Here is a 17,672-nt window from a genome sequence, read left to right as displayed (position 1 = left end):
AAGGAGTGAGTCGGCTTGAGCAGGAACGTTCCGGTGGCTGAAAAACGCGAAGAGGGCGGGGTTCTCGAAACCATCAAGGTCATCCTTCAGGCGCTGGCGATCGCGCTTGTCATTCGCACGCTGCTCTTTCAGCCGTTCAATATTCCTTCGGGCTCGATGATCCCGACGCTGCTGATCGGCGATTATGTTTTCGTGTCGAAATACGCCTACGGCTATTCGAATTACTCGATGCCCTTCGGCCCCGACATTTTCTCCGGCCGCATTCTGGCTTCGCCCCCCAACCGCGGCGACGTCATCGTCTTCAAGCTGCCGCGGGACAATGAGACCGACTATATCAAGCGCGTCATTGGCCTACCCGGCGACCGCATCCAGGTCATCGACGGCCGGCTCTATATCAATGGCGTCATCGTGCCCCGCACCCCGCTCGAAAAGGAAGTGACGGAGAACCGCGAAGGCCGCGAAGTCCCCGTGACGACCTACGAGGAAACGCTCCCGGGCAACGGCGATCATCCCGCGGTCGAACATACGATCATCGAAATCGAGGGCGATCACGGCATCAACGACAACACCGAGCTGTTCGTGGTGCCGCCCGATCACTATTTCATGATGGGTGATAATCGCGACAACTCCACCGATTCGCGCATCGCGCCAGAGCTTGGCGGCGTCGGCTTCGTGCCCTTCGTCAATCTCGTGGGCCGCGCCGAGATCATCTTCTTCTCGGTCAGGAAGGACGAATCGGCGCTCGCTTTCTGGCGCTGGCCATGGTCCGTGCGGTGGGACCGGCTGTTCCGGCCCGTTCATTGATCGGACGCACAGGCGTGACATGACGCGCAGCCGCGACGCGGGGCTCGCTGATCTACAAGCGCGTATCGGACATGACTTCGCCGATCCGGCGCTGCTCGGCCGCGCGCTGACGCATGTCAGCGCGTCCCCGGCCCGGCGCGATTCTTACGAGCGGCTGGAGTTTTTAGGCGACCGCGTGCTCGGCCTCGCCGTGGCGCACATGCTCTATGACGCCTTTCCAAACGAGAGCGAAGGCGAACTATCGCGCCGCCTCGCGGCGCTGGTGCGCAAGGAGACCTGCGCCGAGGTCGCCGAAGTCTGGGGCGTTGGCGCCGCGATGCGGCTCGGCGAGGGCGAGGCCCAGACCGGCGGACGCGGCAAACGCGCCTTGCTCGGCGATATTTGCGAAGCGATCATCGGCGCAGCCTTTCTCGACGGGGGCGCCGCTGCGGCCGAACATATCGTTCGCAAGGCGTTCAGCGACCGTATGGCGGCGAGCGGCCAGGATTTGCGCGACGCGAAGACCGCCTTGCAGGAATGGGCTCAGGCGCGCGGCCTTGCGACGCCCCGCTACCGGCTCGTCGCCCGCAGCGGACCGGACCACGCGCCCTTCTTCGAGGTCGTCGTAGAGGTGCAGGGATTTGCGGCGGCGCCCGGATCGGGCGCCTCGAAACGGGTCGCGGAACAGGCCGCGGCGGCGGCGTTTCTGGCCCGCGAGGACGCGGCCACAGGGAAGGGCGACACATGAGCGGCGACGACGAATTGGCGCGAGAGGACACGCGCTGCGGCTTCGCGGCGCTGGTCGGCGCGCCCAACGCCGGCAAGTCGACGCTGCTTAATCAACTCGTCGGCGCCAAGGTCTCGATCGTGTCGCGCAAGGCGCAGACGACGCGGGCGCTTATTCGCGGCATCGCCATCGAGGGCGCGGCGCAGATCATCCTGGTCGACACGCCAGGCATCTTCAAGCCCAAGCGGCGGCTCGATCGCGCCATGGTCGCGAGCGCGCTCTCCGGCGCGGCCGACGCCGACGTGATTGCGCTGCTCATCGACTCCCGCAAGGGGATCGACGAAGAAGTGGACGCGATACTGACGCAGCTTCAGCATGCCAAGGCGCCCAAGCTCCTCGTCCTGAACAAGATCGATCTCATTCCCCGCGAAAGGCTGCTGGCGCTGGCGCAAACGCTCAACGCGCGCGAGAAGTTCGACGAAACTTTCATGATCTCGGCGCTGAAAGGCGACGGCGTCGGCGATCTGCGTCAGGCGCTCGCGCAGCGCATGGGGCCATCGCCCTGGCTCTATCCCGAGGATCAGCTCTCGGACGCGCCGCTGCGGCTGCTCGCCGCGGAAATCACCCGCGAGCAGATCTATGAGCGGCTGCACGACGAATTGCCCTATCAGTCGACTGTCGAGACGGACTCCTGGACCAATCAGAAGGACGGCTCGGCGCGCATCGAGCAGACGATTTTTGTCGCGCGCGACAGCCAGAAGAAGATCGTCATCGGCGAAGGCGGGCGAACCATCAAGGCCATCGGTCAGGCGGCGCGCCGCGAGATCGCCGAGGCCGCCGAACAGCCGGTGCATCTCTTCCTGTTCGTGAAGGTCCGGGAAAATTGGGCCGACGACCCGGAGCGCTATCGCGAGATGCGCCTGGATTTCCCCAAGGGCAAATAATAGCGGCCAAGATCGGGTGATTCGCGCGGCGCTGGAGAATCGAATGTCGAACGAACGCAAGGCGATGACCGCCTATCGTTTTCTCACCGGGCCGGACGACGCGGCGTTTTGCCATCGCGTCACGGAAGCGTTGAGCCTAGGCTGGCGACTCCACGGATCGCCGTCGCTCACCTTCGACCCGACCCAAAACCGGGTGATTTGCGGCCAGGCTTTGATCAAGGATGTCGAAGGCTTAGATTACAGGCCGGATATGAAGCTTTCCGAAGTGTGAGCCTGATATGGAATGGCGCGACGACGCTCTTATTCTCGGCGCGCGTCGGCATGGCGAAACTTCCGTCATCCTCGAAGTGATGACGCGCGGACACGGCCGCCATCTTGGTCTCGTGCGCGGCGGTCGCTCGCGCCGGCTCCGTCCGATTCTGCAGCCCGGCAATCTCGTCGCGGCGCAGTGGCGCGCGCGTCTCGAGGATCATCTCGGCGCCTTGACGGTCGAGCCGCTCGCCGCGCGCGCCGCCTATTTCCTCGACCGCGCCGCGGCGCTCCATGGCGTCGTCTCGCTCTGCGCGTTGCTGCGTCTGCTGCCGGAGCGCGATCCGCATGAGGAATTGTTCGAAATGGCCGACGCCATTGCGGCGCAGTTTGGCGACATTCGCGCCGCCGAAGGCGCCGCGACGATGTTGGCGCGATTCGAGCTTGCGCTGCTCGGCGCGCTCGGCTTCGGGCTCGATCTCAACGCCTGCGCGCTGACCGGCGCGAAGGACGATCTCGCCTATGTGTCGCCGAAATCCGGCCGCGCGGTGAGCCGCGTCGCCGGCGCGCCATGGCGCGACAAACTCCTGCTCTATCCGGGCTTTCTTCAGCATGAGAGCATTGTCGCGGAGCAGGCCGATCTCATCGCCGCGTTCCGGTTGACCGGATATTTCCTAACGCGCGACGTGCTCAAGCCGCGCGGCGTCGCGCTGCCGGCGGCGCGCGAACTTTACGTCGGCGCTCTTTTGCGCGTGGCGTAAGGAAAAAAGAGCGGACGCGTCGGCGGATCGCTTAGTGGCGCTTGTCGCCGCAAATATAGCGCGATTCATGGCTGCTGACGCCGTAGCCCTGATCGATGTCGACGAGCACTTCGCGGCAGATCGCCTGCATGTCTTCGTCACCGTCGCGCGCCTGAGGCGCGCGGTCCCGCGCGGCGACCGTCGGACCGGAGACCGTCGATCTATCCAAGGCGAATGAGGCGGAGGTGACAAGCAGCGCCGAGATGAGCGCCAAAAACAGTTTCTTCATGGACGCCATGTTTTGAAAGCCGCGGAAAACCGGCGAAAATTCGACTGCGCCGATCCGCGCCATCGCTTCGCAGCCTTCTAAAGGACGAAACGCGGCGTCTGCAAGACATTATTTGTTACAATGCTGCACAAAACGCAGTCGATGCGTCGACAATGTCCTTTCACAGTTAAAGAGCCGCTGCGAAATCCTTCGCTTGCGCCGACGCCCTCGCGGCCATAGTACCGATCGCAAAGGCAGAATCGGGTTTTTGAAATGGCGCAAAAAGGCGGCGCGGGAACGGGAAAAGGCAAGGGCGCAAGCGATGTTAGCGTGATCGCGCCCGTCGATCTGCGCGAGGCGCTCGAGGAGCGCTATCTGCGTTACGCTCTTTCGACCATCACTGGCCGCGCGCTGCCCGACGCCCGCGACGGGCTCAAGCCCGTGCATCGCCGCATACTCTATGGAATGCATATTCTTCGCCTCGATCCCGGCGCGCCGTTCAAGAAATGCGCAAAGATCGTCGGCGACGTGATGGGCTCGTTCCACCCGCATGGCGATCAGGCGATCTATGACGCGCTGGTGCGCCTCGCGCAGGATTTCTCCTCCCGCTATCCGCTGGTCGACGGGCAGGGCAATTTCGGCAATGTGGACGGCGATTCGGCGGCCGCCTATCGCTACACCGAGGCGCGCATGACGGCGGTCGCGCGCTCTCTTCTGGAAGGCATCGACGAAGACGCGATCGACTTCATCCCCAACTATTCCGGCGAGGAGAAGGAGCCGGTGGTGCTGCCGTCGGCGCTGCCTAATCTGCTCGCCAATGGCGCGCAGGGGATCGCGGTCGGCATGGCGACGTCGATCCCGCCGCATAATCTCGCCGAGCTGTGCGACGCGGCGCTCTATCTCATCTCTCACCGCAAGGCGACCGCCGAACAGCTGCTGACCTTCGTGCAGGGCCCGGATTTTCCGACCGGCGGCATCATCGTCGACAAGCGCGACGAGATCATCGAGACCTATCGCACGGGACGCGGCTCGTTTCGTGTGCGCGCGCGCTGGATCAAAGAGGAGCTGCCGCGCGGCGGATGGGTCGTCGTCGTCACCGAAATTCCCTACGGCGTGCAGAAGTCTCGCCTTATCGAACGGCTCGCCGAACTCATCTCCGAGCGCAAACTGCCGCTCGTCGCCGATGTGCGCGATGAATCGGCGGAAGACGTGCGCATCGTTTTCGAGCCGCGCGCGCGCACCGTCGACCCGGCGCTGATGATGGAGACCCTGTTCAAGCTCTCCGAGCTCGAAACGCGTTTTCCAATGAACATGAATGTGCTCGTCGACGGCGTGACGCCGCGCGTCGTTTCGCTCGACGAGGCCTTAAGGCAATGGCTCGACCATCGCCGGACCGTGCTGCAGCGCCGCTCGCGCCACCGCCTCGCCGCGATCGTTCGGCGCATCGAGCAATTGGAAGGCATGGTCATCGTCTTCCTCAATCTCGATGAGGTGATCCGCATCATCCGCGAAGAGGACGACGCCAAGGGCGAATTGAAAAAGGCGTTCAAGCTGACCGATTTGCAGGTCGAATACATTCTCGACACGCGGCTGCGCGCTCTGCGCCGGCTCGAAGAAATGGAGCTGAAGAAGGAGCTGGGCGAACTTTCGGCCGAGCGCAAGGACATCGAGGCGCTGCTCGCCGATGAGGACAAGCAGTGGAAGACCATCGCCTGGCAGGTGCGCGAACTCAAAAAAATCTATGGTCCGCAGACGCCGAAGGGCAAGCGGCGCACGACATTTGAGGACGCACCCGAGGCGATTGATCTCGACCTCGCCGAGGCGATGATCGAGCGCGAACCGGTGACCATCGTCGTCTCGAAGAAGGGCTGGATTCGCGCGCTGAAGGGTCATGTGCAGGATCTCGCGACGCTGCAGTTCAAGGGCGACGATGAACTCGGCGCGTCCTTCTTCGCGCAGACGACGTCGAAAATCCTGGCGCTCGCGTCGAACGGCAAGGCCTATACGCTAGAGGCCTCGAAACTTCCCGGCGGGCGCGGACATGGCGAGCCGATCCGGCTCTTCGCCGAGATCGAGGAAGGCGCCGACGTCGTCGCCGTTCTGCCGCATGTCGCGGGCGCCGCGCTGCTGCTGGTGACGAATGACGGGCGCGGCTTCGTCGTGAGCGAGGACGATCTCTTGTCCTCGACGCGCAAGGGACGCGCGGCGCTCAACGTCGAGCCACCCTCGAAGTTGCACATCGTGACGCAGGCGGAGGGCGATCATGTCGCCATCATCGGCGAGAACCGCAAGCTGCTGGTGTTTCCCTTGACCGAAGCGCCGCGCATGGCGCGCGGCAAGGGCGTGCGCATGCAGCGCTACAAGGACGGCGGCGTCGCCGACGCGAAAGTTTTCGCGCTGAAGGACGGCCTGACATGGACCGACGCCTCGAACCGCGTCTTCACGATCGACAAGGCTGAACTCAAGGACTGGATCGGCCACCGCGCCGAAGCGGGAAGGTTGCCGCCGAGAGGGTTCCCGAGGAATAATCGGTTTGGGTAAGGCGACGATTCCATTCAATTGCCATTCATTCGGACCGAATTAGTGTTGGCGTCGCGTTCCGTTCTGCAAATCGACTTTTCAAGGCGGCCATGCAAAAAAAGCTTCTCCTAGCTGCGCCGCTCGTGGCGCTGGTTCTTTTTCTTTTCAACGACACAGCCCTCGCCGACCAAATTGAAGTCGCTTCGCGAGTCGAGGCGGTCACGTTGCATCTGGACGCTGCGCTGGTGCGGCGGATTGGAGAATTCTCCGTGCCCGCCGGAGATTCGACGCTCGTGTTGCGGAGCGTGTCGCCGAAACTGCTGCAACAATCGGTGCGCGTTAAAGGCGCCGGCGACAACGAGGCGATTATCGGCGCGGTGACCGTGCGTCCGTCGACCGGCACAGGCGTTGAAAGCGAGGCGGCGAAAAAACTTGCCAAGCTTCTCGACGAAAAGCAGATGCTCACCGACCAGATCGAGGCGTCCGAGACGAAAAAACGAGCGATTCAAAATTTTGCCAAGGCCTCCGCCGACGCCAAGGAGCCGCGGGCCGTGGATCTTCCCGCCGCCTGGGTAGCGGTCACGCCGGGGTTGGACGAAGCGGATGATCGCATCCGCGACCTGCGTCGTCAGCGACGGATGATCGATGGAGATATCGAAAAGGCACGCCAAGCCGTCCAGCTCGACCCACTCTCCACGCCGGGATACGACGTATTTGTCGAGATTACCGCGCATGGTCCGGCAAAGGGTAAGATCGCGCTCGAATATCTCGTCCACAACGCCAAATGGGCGCCCGTCTACGACGCACGTCTCAATTTCGAGATGACCCCAAAAGGGCGACTGACTCTGGTACGCCGCGCCGAAGCCGCTCAACGCGTCGGCGAAGTTTGGGAAAACATTCGACTGACGCTGAAGACAACCGAAGCTGTCGGCGCGGTTGCCGCGCCGCGCCTGTCGACGCTGGAGGCTTCTCCCGGATTCCCAGGAGAGGCGGATATGCCCTCGCGCAAACCCCCCGATGACCTCGTCAGGCTCGAATCGGAGAAGGACAGTTCGATCCGCTTCCAAGAAGCCTCGATGAACCACAGTCGCAGCGCTTTCGACGCCAGCTTCGAAGTGCCTGGTCTCGTCTCACTTCCGGCTAACGGTGCGACGAAGGTTTATCGCCTCGCACAGTTTGAGTCGGATGCGAACGTCTTTGTAAAATCGACGCCGGAGCACGACACCAGCGCCTATTTGCACGCTAAGTTCTCCAATACCGATTCAACCCCCCTGTTTTTTGGTCCCGTGCAACTGTACCGCGACGGTTCCTTCGTCGGCCGGGGGACTCTCAAACATGTACCGTCAAAGGAGACCGCCGAACTGGGTTTCGGCTCCGATGATTCAGTCTCGGTGAGGCGGATTGAGCAGCCGACGAAGTCTTTCACTCCGAAAAAGGAGAAAGCATTGGCCTGGGAGGAGCGACAGAGCGCTACGGAAATTAGAAACGGCCACGCCTTTCCGATACGCGTGAGGATCGAAGATCGGGTGCCGGTCTCGACCGACGCAGCGCTTAAAATCGAACAACAGCCAGACTCAACGCCGCCGACCGAGCGAAACGTCGACGATCGGCAGGGGGTCGTCGCTTGGGATTACAACCTCGCGCCCGGCGAAACACGCCGGATCTCCTTTGGATATCGCGCGACCTGGCCGCGCTGGAAAGGCGAGTTCCAATCCTGGGATCGGCGTTAGCGGGAACGCTTGCTATGCTCGCCCCCCATCCGGCGCTTCGCGGCGCCTTCCCCCGTTTCACGGGAGAAGGGAGAACGGCGCCGTCGCGGCTTACGACGAAGACTCACAAATCTTCACGACCCGCGCAACCTGCTCCCTCTCCCGCGCAAAGCGCGGGGGAGGGTTGGGGAGGGGCTTTTCCTGCAAGCGTTTCGCAGGAACCTCAATCCGTCTTCGAAAAATCCGGAATTTTGAATCCGAGCTTGCCCTGGCGCCAGAGCGTGAAGGCGACGCCGCCGGCCACAACGACGAAAACGCCAAACGCGATGTAGAGATAAATTTCCTCGTCGGTGACGAGGCCGACCGAGAACGGATGCCGGCCTTCAAAACTCTTCGCGCCGTCGTCGCTCGTCAGCTTCGCGTAGAGCACGTATTCGCCCGGCTCCCTAAAATTCTGGTCGAAATTCACCATGCCGTTGCGGAATTTCTGCACCGGCAGGCGGCCGACGATATCGGCTTCGGGGTCGGCGTCGCCGTTCGGCCCCTTGCCGCGCAGGATGCGGATATCCCAATTCATGTCGCGCAATTCATTGTCGGCGGCGTCGAGCACGATGACGCTGGGGCCCACGTCGGGCAGCGCGATGCACTCCCGGTCGACGTTCTTCTTGGGCTGCATGGCGACGAATTTCATCGACTTGCCGCCAGGTTCGTTGCCGCCAAGCTCGATCGGACATTCCGGATCGTAATAATGCCAACCGGCGGCTGTCGCGGCGCGTGGAGACAGCAACGACGCCGCGACAAAAACGAGCGCAAAGCTCAGGAGAATTTTGCTCAAGGTCAACTCCGCCTTCACATGCCGGCGTCGAGATAGGCCAGCATCTGATCCATGGCAAGCGCCGGCTCGGCGCAGCGCGCCTCGCCGACGATCCTGGCCGGCACGCCGGCGACGGTCTTGTTGGCGGGAACCGGGTCGAGCACGACGGAGCCCGCGGCGATCATGGCGCAGCGGCCGATCTCAATATTGCCGAGAACCTTCGCGCCGGCGCCGATCAGCACGCCGCGCCTGACCTTGGGATGGCGGTCGCCGCGCGCCTTGCCGGTGCCCCCTAACGTCACGCCATGCAGCATCGACACTTCGTCTTCGACGACGCTCGTCGCGCCGATGACGACGCCGGTCGCGTGATCGATGAAAACGCTCTTGCCGATGACGGCGGCGGGATGGATGTCGACTTGGAAGGTTTGCGAGGACAGGCTCTGCAGAATGAGGGCGAAGTCGCTGCGGCCGTTCTTCCACAGCCAATGCGCCAGACGATAGGTCTGCAGCGCATGGAAGCCTTTGAAATACAGCGCCGGCTCGATCAGCCTTGTGCAGGCGGGATCGCGCTCGAGCACGGCGAGCAGGTCGGCGCGGAACGCCTCGACCAAGCCCGGCTCGCGCGCGGCGCATTCTTCGAACGCCTGGCGGATGGCGATATAGGGCGCCTCCGGCCGATCGAGGCGCTGCGCCACGCGATGCGCGACGACGCCCAAGACGCCGTTCTGAGACAGGACCGCCGGATGCAGGAAGCCGCCGAGCTCCGGTTCGCGCCGCAGCACGTCCTCCGCCTCCGCGCGCAGCCGCGCGAACAGCGGGTCATTCTGGGCGAAGTCGATGATCTTCGCGCCAAGTTCGCGCGTTTCGGCGCCCATCCGCCCCTCCTTGGTCAGGCAATGATATAGCGGAGCGCCGGGACAATAGCACGGGCGCCCGCCCGCGAGCGTTAAGGCCGCGTATCCAGGAACTCCAGCACCGCCTGCTTATAGATCCTGTCGCCGACGGCCCGGTTGTGGTCGCGGCCGGGAATATCGACCACGCGAGCATTCGGGAAGAACTCGGCCAGCGGGAGCGGGTCGCCGGCGACGTCGTCGCGCGTGCCGACGCAAATCAACACCGGCGCGGTGATGCGCGCGAGCGACGCTGGCTCGACGGACTTGCGGGCGCCGCGCACGCAGGCGGCGAGGGCGGCGAGGTCGCTGCGGGTGGATTCGGCGAAGCCGCGGAAGATCTTGAGCGTCGAATCGTCAATGTCCTCGATGCGCTCGATCTCCATGGCTTCGGCGAGGCCACGCGGCAGTCCGGAGTTCTCGATGAGATTTTCGCCGATGCCGCCGAGGATCAAGGAGCGCACGCGCTCGGGCGCCGTCAGCGCCAGCACCGTGCCGATGCGTCCGCCGAGCGAATAGCCCATGACGTCGGCGCGCGGGATCGACAGATGGTCGAGAAGATGCACGATGTCGGCGGCCATCAGGTCGAGGCTATATTGCGCCGGATCGTGAAGCTTGGCGGAGCGACCATGGCCACGGTTGTCAAAGACAATGACGCGGCGGCCGTCTTCGGTCAGCGTCTTGATCCACTGCGTGAACAGCCAGTTCACGGCATGGGTCGAGGCGAAGCCATGCACGAGGACGATCGGTTCGCCGCGATCTTCCGTTAAAGGCTCGAAATCGACATAGGCTATCTCGACGCCATCCGACAGGAACGTTTCCATTATAAATCCCACTTAGGGCCTTTTATTTAAATGCTTACGCGGTCGACGCAAGGCCGCGGCAAGGCGAAAGTAAATGCGCTATTGCCATTCGCGTCGCTTGCCGGTAAACGAGCCGGCACGTCGCCTTAGCCCGTTTAACGCATCGGGGCTATGGCCAAACAGGCGCCCGTAGCTCAGCTGGATAGAGCACCAGACTACGAATCTGGGGGTCAGAGGTTCGAATCCTTTCGGGCGCGCCATCCTATCAAAGCTCACACGCCAAAAAGGCTGACGAGCTGCTAGCCCTTTCCCCGCGCGGGTCGCCCAAAGTCGCTTCGGATCCTCGTGACGGGATCGATGCACGACACAAACAGAGACGCGCCGCTTTTATGTCGCTCCCTTCCAAGCCTGCATTGAGGGCAAAGGAGGCGCCGGTCTGAGCCAATTTCAACGATTGCTCCCGCGCGTCTGGCCGCCGTCCTCATCGATTCGACGACGGCTCACCGCCACCGCTGGCCTTGTCTGAACCGTAGATAGGTCCATATTTTTCCGCAGGGTCGGCCGCCGTTTGGGCAAATTCGGCTCGGTGGAGACGCCACAATGATCGAAACATTGATAGGACTCATCTTTCTCGTCATCATCATCGGGGTTTTTTGGTGGGCCGCGACGACCTTGCTCCGTGTCATTCCCCTCGCGGAGCCATTTCGAACAGTTGTTCACGTGCTCGTCGTTTTGGTCGGGGCGTTCATCGTTCTTTATGTGGCGCAGATGTTCCTGGAGGCAGCCGGCATTAAAGTGCCATGGCCCAAGTTTGGCGAAGCGAATTCAATACGCTTGGTCATGCCAGCCTGAGTGATCCGTTCACACGAACGTGGACCCGTGCAGCTGCACCGATCGGGTGCTGCTGACGAGTCTTCAACGCGTGCGGCCATCGCTCTGAAAATTCCCCGCAACGAGCTTTCCTTGTCGGCGCAATTTTGAACTCCTCGAGCGCGCGCCTCGCGGTTTCTTCGTATCTCCAGAGCGGTTTGTGCCGGGAATACTCAGAGTGTTGACGACTTCTCGCAGCCGCGATGAGCGGCGTGCTTCCTGCGCTGCTGAAGGCTTAGGTTGCTCGTCAAGAATCCCGCGACATATTGGTCACGCAGTTCGCCCACTTCTTTTTTGTCGGGCTGAATCTCCCATATGATGTACGCGATGCGGCGAGATCATTGGGACCAACGCAGATATTTGGGCAAGCCAAAGCCGGAGCCATCGCACTGAAAAGGAATGCACATCATGGATACACAGACGCTCCTCATCATTATTATTGTTCTTCTCATCCTTGGCGGCGGTTGGTACGGCCGAGGGCGCTGGTTTTAATCGAGAGGCCGACACTTCGCATGTTTGAATAACGCGGCTCTTGGTTTAGGCGCGACTCTGTCTCCGGTCGCGCCACCTCGGCTCCGGTCCCCGTGGCGTTAGCTCAACCTTGACTTGCTTTCCGGTAAGCGTCCGGCGGGCAATACCCCTCCCGGGCGCGCCGCGTCTTGCCTCCTCAGAAGTAACCCACCCGCGACGATTGCGCCCGCGCGCGGGCGGCGCTATGAAGGCGCCGTCCATCCAAAGCGACTTACGTCGACTCGTATCGGCGACTGAGCGCGACAGGAGCGCAAACATGGTAGCGGTTACATTCCCCGACGAGGCGTCCCGTCAGTTCGAGGCTGGCGTTTCGGGCGTCGACATCGCCAAAAGCATCTCACCCTCTCTCGCCAAGCGCAGCGTCGCCATGACGCTCGACGGCGCGCTCGTCGACCTCGCAAGACCGATCGAGCGCGACGCTCGAATCGAATTCGTCACGCGCGAAGATCCGCGCGCGCTGGAACTCATCCGTCACGACGCCGCGCATGTGCTGGCGGAGGCGGTGCAGGAGCTCTATCCCGGCACGCAGGTGACGATCGGCCCGGTCATCGAGAACGGCTTCTATTACGATTTTTTCCGGGCGGAGCCGTTCACGCTCGAAGACCTGCCGGCGATCGAAAAGAAGATGCGCGAGATCGTCGCGCGCGACGCCAAGATCACGCGCGAAGTCTGGAACCGCGACGACGCCAAGCAGTGGTTTCTGACCAAGGGCGAGATTTTCAAGGGCGAACTCATCGACTCGATCAAGTCCGATGAGCCCTTGAGCGTCTATCGGCAGGGCCAGTGGCTCGACCTCTGTCGCGGCCCGCACATGCCCTCCGTGGGTAAGGTCGGCACGGCTTTCAAGCTGATGAAGGTCGCGGGCGCCTATTGGCGCGGCGATTCGACGAAGCCGATGCTGTCGCGCATCTATGGCACGGCCTGGACGACGCAGGAGGAGCTCGACGCCTATCTGCACCGGCTGGAGGAAGCCGAGCGGCGCGATCACCGCCGCCTGGGGCGCGAGATGGACCTCTTCCATTTTCAGGAGGAAGGCCCCGGCGCGATCTTCTGGCACCCGAAGGGCTGGGCGCTGTTCCAGAACGTCATCTCCTACATGCGCCGGCGCCTGAAGGCCGACTACCAGGAAGTCAACGCGCCGCTGCTCCTCGACAAGTCGCTGTGGGAGACTTCCGGCCACTGGGAATGGTTTCGCGAAAACATGTTCGTCTCAGCGCCCGCGCGCGAACAGACGGACGAAGATCGGCTGTACGCCATCAAGCCGATGAATTGTCCCGGCCATATCCAGATCTTCAAACATGGCCTGAAGTCTTATCGGGATCTGCCGCTGCGCATGGCCGAGTTCGGCGTCGTGCACCGCTATGAGCCGTCCGGCGCGCTGCATGGCCTGCTGCGCGTGCGCGCCTTCACGCAGGATGACGCGCATGTCTTCTGCACCGAAGCGCAGATGGCCGAAGAGTGCCTCAAGATCAACGATCTCATTCTCTCGACCTATGCCGATTTCGGCTTCGAGGAAGTGGTCGTGAAGCTTTCGACGCGTCCCGAAAAGCGCGTCGGCTCCGACGAGGCCTGGGACGAGGCTGAGGCGATCATGACGCGCGTATTGAGCGACATCGAAGCGGGCTCGGGAGGACGCATCAAGACGGGCATTAATCCGGGCGAGGGCGCGTTCTACGGCCCCAAGTTCGAATATACGTTGCGCGACGCGATCGGCCGCGAGTGGCAATGCGGCACGACGCAGGTCGACTTCAACCTGCCGTCGCGCTTCGGCGCCTATTACATCGGCCCGGACAGCGAGAAGAAGACGCCAGTGATGATCCATCGCGCGATCTTCGGCTCGCTCGAACGCTTCACCGGCATTCTGATCGAGCATTTCGCCGGACATCTGCCGCTGTGGCTGTCGCCGCTGCAGATCGTCATCTGCACGATCACGCAGGACGCCGACGACTACGCCTATGAGGTCGCCGCCGCGGCGCGAAAGCTCGGGCTCTCGGTCGAGGTCGACTCGCGCAACGAGAAGATCACCTACAAGGTGCGCGAACATTCGCTGGCGAAGGTTCCCGTGCTGCTCGTCGCCGGCAAGAAAGAGGCGGCCGAGCGCACGATCTCGATGCGCCGGCTGGGATCGCAGGCGCAGACGCAGCTTTCGCTCGAGGAGGCGTTAAAGCGGCTGGCGGAGGAAGCGACGCCGCCGGATATGCGGGGTTAAGCGCGCAAGGACGCCGGGGCGTATACCTCCCTTGCGGGGAGGTCGCTCGCCGAAGGCGAGCGGGTGGGGGTTATGGCCTTTTTTAAACCCCACCCGGTTCGCTTCGCGATAAAGTGGGCAGCCGCGCTGAACTCCATCTGCCCTCAGTTTCGCAGTGTATCAAATGCATTGGCGACTTCGGCATCCTTGCCGATGAGTTCGCGACAAACTCGGGGCGCGGCAAAACAAAAGCCCCGCCGCAAGGCGACGGGGCCAAATGTCAAAACAGAAGGCGAAGCTTTAAGCGCTCGCGGCCGCCTGCTTCTTCTCGATTTCGCGCTTGAGCGTTCGGGCGTTCTGCGACAGCTCTTCGGTCTTCGCCTTCGCGAGGAAGGCGTCAAGCCCGCCGCGATGCTCCACCGACCGCAGCGCCGCCGCGGAGATGCGCAGACGCACCGAACGCGCCAGCGCCTCTGAGGCGAGCGTCACATTGACGAGATTGGGCAGAAACCGAGTCTTCGTCTTCCGATTGGAATGGCTGACGAGATTGCCGGACTGCACGCCCTTTCCGGTCAGCTCGCAACGGCGGGACATAATGGTTCCTTTCGCTCTATTCTTCCATGCGTCGACCGCGGCGTCAGTCGCCCGCGATCGCCAGCAGAGGGTGAAAAAGACAGCGAGGCGCGACGCCGATTGCGCCGAGCCTCGATTGCGGGGCTTATAAAGGCAAAGCGCGGCCGCCGTCAACCAACAGCCGCCGCCATGGGGCCGCACGCTGCGGCGCACACGCCTCTAGACATCGGCTTCGTTCTGGGTTCTAAGCCTCCCACCGCTCCGGGCGAGGCCGAGGCGCGCGCCCGCGCGCCGTTCCTTTTGCCGGAATCATTGAGAGATCGAGGGGCTGGAGACTGTCTCCCGCCGCGCGTCGCCTATGGCCGCGTAAGACGCGAAAATCGAGGGAAAGGTTGGGGAGATTCAATGGCCAAAGCGATTCTGCACATGCTCAGCACGTTGAAGCATATGAGCCCCTTCGATGTGAACATGGCCCTCGACGCCGGCTATGACGCGGCGATTCCTTACACCAATGTCACGCTCGACGAAGTCACCGCGCTCGTGCAGGACGCGATGTTCTCGCGCGCGCCTTCGGCCGCGCTGCGCACCGGCATCTTTTTCGCCGGCCGCGACGCCGTGCTCGCGCTCGACATGATGGACACCGCAAAGAAAGCGCTGCTCAAGCCCTTCGAAGTGTCGCTCTTCGCCGATCCCTACGGCTCCTTCACCACCGCCGGCGCGATGGTCGCCTGCGTCGAAAAAATTCTGCGGGAGAAGAAGCAGCGCGAGCTCAAAGGCGCGAAAGTCGTCATCTACGGGGCGACGGGCGTTGTCGGCTATTCTGCCGCCGTGATCTCGGCGCTTGAAGGCGCAGAGGTCACCGTCGTCGGCTATAGCGGCCTCGAGCGCGTCGCCAAGCTCGCCGACGAAATGTGCAAGCGTTTCAACATCAAGGTGGCGCCTGCCGACGGCTCCTCTCCAGAACAAGTGCGGGAATTGCTGCGCCAGCATGAAATCGCGCTATGCGCGGCCCGCGCCGGCGTCCAGGTGCTGTCGAAGGAAGATCTCGCCGCGGCCAAGGATCTCTTGATCGCCGCCGACGTTAACGCCGTGCCGCCGCTTGGCGTTGAAGGCTGCGGTCTGCACGACAATGGCGTCGTGGTTTCGCCTCATGGCGCGCTGGGCATCGGCGCGCTGGCGATCGGCAACGTCAAATACGGCACGGAAGCTGGTCTCTTCAAGAAGATGGCGACGTCCGACGTGCCGCTTTGCCTCGACTTCCGTCACGCTTTCGCATTGGCCCGCGAACTCGTGTGACGTCTCGCGCGCTTGCCGGGCCCCGCGGCTTGGCAGGAACGCGCGAAAATGGTTGAGTCCGCGCCGCGAGCGTGGGCTCTTATCGCCGCGCGCCCCGCGTGCGGTTCGCTTAGGGCGCCTGTGAATCCGGCGCCAGAATTCTGGGAGAAAAACATGGCTTTGATCAACAAAATGCTGGTCGGCGAGTCGCTGGTCGGCGACGGCAATGAAGTTGCGCATATCGATCTGATCATGGGTCCGCGCGGCTCGGCGGCCGAGCTCGCCTTCGCCAATGCGCTCGTCAACAACAAGGACGGCTTCACGACGCTGCTCGCGGTCGTCGCGCCGAACCTGCTGTGCAAGCCCAACACGATCCTCTTCAACAAGGTGACGATCAAGGGCGCCAAGCAGGCCGTGCAGATGTTCGGCCCGGCGCAGCATGGCGTCGCCAAGGCGGTTGCGGATTCGGTCGCCGAGGGCGTGATCCCGGTCGACGAAGCCGACGACATCTTTATTGCGGTCGGCGTGTTCATTCATTGGGACGCTTCGGACGACAAGAAGATCCAGGACTATAATTATACCGCAACGAAGGAAGCGATCGCGCGCGCCGTCAAGGGCGAGCCGAAGGCTTCGGAAGTCGTCGCCAAGCGCAACGAAGCCAAGCACCCCTTCGCGCCGAACTGAACCGCGCAGCATCTTCGAAATTGAAGGGGAGCCGCGCGGCTCCCCTTTTTCTTTTTGGGAGAGGCGGATGGCGGCGGTCATCGGCTGGGATATTGGCGGCGCCCATGTCAAGGCGGCGCGCGCGGATGACGGGCGCCTCACGGCGGTTGTGCAGATCGCCTGCGCCCCCCACGAAAGCGTCGCCAGCCTGGAGCAGGCGCTACGCGCCGCGCGTTCGGCGCTCGGCGAGGCAGAGCGTCATCGTGTCACAATGACCGCGGAGCTCTCCGACGCCTTCGAAAGCAGGGCGCGCGGCGTCGTTACGATCGCCGCCATCGCCGCGCGTGAGATCGGCGTTCCTAACATTCTTTTTTACGCCGGCGAACACGGCTTCATCAGCCGCGACGAGGTCGGCGCCCATGTCGACGCCGTCGCTTCGGCCAATTGGCGCGCCTCGGCTGAATTCGTCGCGCGCCATTGCGCCGAGGCGCTGTTCATCGATATCGGATCGACGACGACCGACCTTACGCCGATTTGCGCCGGACGTGTCGCGGCGCGCGGGGCGAGCGACGCCGAGCGCCTCGCTTATGGCGAACTCGCCTATGCCGGATTTTCACGCGGCGCGCCTCAGGCCTATGCGGCGCGCGCGCCAATCGCCGGACGGTGGACGCCGCTCGTCAACGAGGCCTTCGCGTCGATGGCCGACGTAAGGCGCGTCCTCGGCGATCTTCCCGAAGGTGAAACCGAAGCCGACCTGTCGCCGACGGCGGACGGTCGCCCGAAGACCGTTTCGGCGTCCCGCGCGCGGCTGGCGCGTCTTGCCGGGCGTGACGCCGCCGAATTGAGCGATGCGCAATGGCGCGCCTTCGCGCTGTATCTTGCGCGCGCGCAATTGCGCGCCATCGAAGATCAGATGGCGCTGCTCGAATCGCGTGACGCGATTGCAGGAGCCGCGCCGATCATCGGCGCCGGCGTCGGCCGCAGACTCGCAGCGCGTCTGGCGCATGCGCAAGGCCGGACATTCATCGATTTCGCCGATCTGATCGCGGCGTCGCCGGATTTGGCCGAGAGGGCGGCGAATTGCGCGCCGGCTACGGCGCTCGCGCTGCTGGAAGTCCGGTAGCG

General features: G+C 63.2%; 17 protein-coding genes and 1 tRNA gene. 13 read left to right on the top strand and 5 right to left on the bottom strand.

Features of this window, described 5'->3' with window-relative positions; translation table 11 throughout:
- Nucleotides 1–33: 33 nt before the first annotated feature.
- The 5 genes from lepB (at nucleotide 34) to recO (ending at nucleotide 3,464) form a co-directional block, all read left to right on the top strand.
- Nucleotides 34–804, top strand: a complete 771-nt coding sequence (gene lepB / locus EHO51_RS11520; RefSeq protein ID WP_029652039.1) for a signal peptidase I — start codon at nucleotides 34–36, stop codon at nucleotides 802–804.
- 19 nt (nucleotides 805–823) lie between these two features.
- Nucleotides 824–1,531 (top strand): ribonuclease III, encoded by a 708-nt coding sequence (rnc, locus tag EHO51_RS11515; protein WP_124739016.1) that lies wholly within the window; start codon nucleotides 824–826, stop codon nucleotides 1,529–1,531.
- Nucleotides 1,528–2,454, top strand: a complete 927-nt coding sequence (gene era, locus EHO51_RS11510; RefSeq protein ID WP_124739015.1) for a GTPase Era — start codon at nucleotides 1,528–1,530, stop codon at nucleotides 2,452–2,454. Before rnc ends, era begins: the two co-directional genes overlap by 4 nt.
- A 64-nt stretch (nucleotides 2,455–2,518) precedes the next feature.
- Nucleotides 2,519–2,725, top strand: coding sequence for a DUF1737 domain-containing protein (locus EHO51_RS11505; RefSeq protein WP_026223201.1), 207 nt, complete (start codon nucleotides 2,519–2,521; stop codon nucleotides 2,723–2,725).
- Between the two features lie 7 nt (nucleotides 2,726–2,732).
- On the top strand, nucleotides 2,733–3,464 hold the full coding sequence (gene recO / locus EHO51_RS11500) for a DNA repair protein RecO (RefSeq protein WP_124739014.1): 732 nt from the start codon (nucleotides 2,733–2,735) through the stop codon (nucleotides 3,462–3,464).
- Between the two features lie 31 nt (nucleotides 3,465–3,495).
- Here recO and EHO51_RS11495 read toward each other — a convergent pair whose 3' ends face one another.
- Nucleotides 3,496–3,732: a hypothetical protein gene (locus EHO51_RS11495; protein ID WP_245434565.1), complete on the bottom strand. Its 237-nt coding sequence runs from the start codon at nucleotides 3,730–3,732 to the stop codon at nucleotides 3,496–3,498.
- 252 nt (nucleotides 3,733–3,984) lie between these two features.
- On the opposite strand from EHO51_RS11495, the gene parC reads away from it, so the two are divergent.
- Entirely contained in the window at nucleotides 3,985–6,252 is a 2,268-nt protein-coding gene (gene parC, locus EHO51_RS11490) for a DNA topoisomerase IV subunit A (RefSeq protein WP_124739012.1), read from the top strand.
- 89 nt (nucleotides 6,253–6,341) lie between these two features.
- Nucleotides 6,342–7,961, top strand: a complete 1,620-nt coding sequence (locus EHO51_RS11485; RefSeq protein WP_124739011.1) for a DUF4139 domain-containing protein — start codon at nucleotides 6,342–6,344, stop codon at nucleotides 7,959–7,961.
- A 202-nt stretch (nucleotides 7,962–8,163) separates the two neighbouring features.
- On the opposite strand, the gene EHO51_RS11480 is transcribed toward EHO51_RS11485, so the two are convergent.
- The 3 genes from EHO51_RS11480 to EHO51_RS11470 all read right to left on the bottom strand — a co-directional run bounded on the left by EHO51_RS11480 (nucleotide 8,164) and on the right by EHO51_RS11470 (nucleotide 10,468).
- Nucleotides 8,164–8,775 carry a hypothetical protein gene (locus EHO51_RS11480; protein ID WP_245434564.1) on the bottom strand — a complete coding sequence of 204 codons (612 nt, stop codon included), beginning with the start codon at nucleotides 8,773–8,775 and terminating at the stop codon, nucleotides 8,164–8,166.
- Between the two features lie 14 nt (nucleotides 8,776–8,789).
- Complete coding sequence (gene cysE / locus EHO51_RS11475; protein ID WP_124739009.1) at nucleotides 8,790–9,629, bottom strand: serine O-acetyltransferase; 840 nt, start codon at nucleotides 9,627–9,629, stop codon at nucleotides 8,790–8,792.
- 71 nt (nucleotides 9,630–9,700) lie between these two features.
- Nucleotides 9,701–10,468, bottom strand: coding sequence for an alpha/beta fold hydrolase (locus EHO51_RS11470; RefSeq protein WP_124739008.1), 768 nt, complete (start codon nucleotides 10,466–10,468; stop codon nucleotides 9,701–9,703).
- A 162-nt stretch (nucleotides 10,469–10,630) separates the two neighbouring features.
- Here EHO51_RS11470 and EHO51_RS11465 point away from each other — a divergent pair.
- The 3 genes from EHO51_RS11465 to thrS all read left to right on the top strand — a co-directional run bounded on the left by EHO51_RS11465 (nucleotide 10,631) and on the right by thrS (nucleotide 14,057).
- Nucleotides 10,631–10,707: transfer RNA gene (locus EHO51_RS11465), tRNA-Arg, on the top strand.
- 340 nt (nucleotides 10,708–11,047) lie between these two features.
- Nucleotides 11,048–11,299, top strand: coding sequence for a hypothetical protein (locus tag EHO51_RS11460; protein ID WP_124739007.1), 252 nt, complete (start codon nucleotides 11,048–11,050; stop codon nucleotides 11,297–11,299).
- Between the two features lie 805 nt (nucleotides 11,300–12,104).
- Nucleotides 12,105–14,057 (top strand): threonine--tRNA ligase, encoded by a 1,953-nt coding sequence (gene thrS / locus EHO51_RS11455; protein ID WP_124739006.1) that lies wholly within the window; start codon nucleotides 12,105–12,107, stop codon nucleotides 14,055–14,057.
- A 279-nt stretch (nucleotides 14,058–14,336) separates the two neighbouring features.
- On the opposite strand, the gene rpmB is transcribed toward thrS, so the two are convergent.
- On the bottom strand, nucleotides 14,337–14,630 hold the full coding sequence (gene rpmB, locus EHO51_RS11450) for a 50S ribosomal protein L28 (protein WP_029651098.1): 294 nt from the start codon (nucleotides 14,628–14,630) through the stop codon (nucleotides 14,337–14,339).
- A 384-nt stretch (nucleotides 14,631–15,014) separates the two neighbouring features.
- Between rpmB and EHO51_RS11445 the strand changes: the two genes are divergently transcribed.
- From EHO51_RS11445 to EHO51_RS11435, 3 genes are all read left to right on the top strand, one after another.
- A complete protein-coding gene (locus EHO51_RS11445) occupies nucleotides 15,015–15,905 on the top strand; it encodes an NAD(P)-dependent methylenetetrahydromethanopterin dehydrogenase (protein ID WP_124739005.1) in 891 nt (296 codons plus the stop codon).
- A 153-nt stretch (nucleotides 15,906–16,058) separates the two neighbouring features.
- Entirely contained in the window at nucleotides 16,059–16,568 is a 510-nt protein-coding gene (fae, locus tag EHO51_RS11440; protein ID WP_018406101.1) for a formaldehyde-activating enzyme, read from the top strand.
- 67 nt (nucleotides 16,569–16,635) lie between these two features.
- On the top strand, nucleotides 16,636–17,670 hold the full coding sequence (locus tag EHO51_RS11435; RefSeq protein WP_124739004.1) for a hydantoinase/oxoprolinase family protein: 1,035 nt from the start codon (nucleotides 16,636–16,638) through the stop codon (nucleotides 17,668–17,670).
- Nucleotides 17,671–17,672 lie beyond the last annotated feature (2 nt).

Source organism: Methylocystis rosea, from assembly GCF_003855495.1.
GTDB lineage: Bacteria > Pseudomonadota > Alphaproteobacteria > Rhizobiales > Beijerinckiaceae > Methylocystis > Methylocystis rosea_A.
This window is presented reverse-complemented; position numbering and strand designations above follow the sequence as displayed.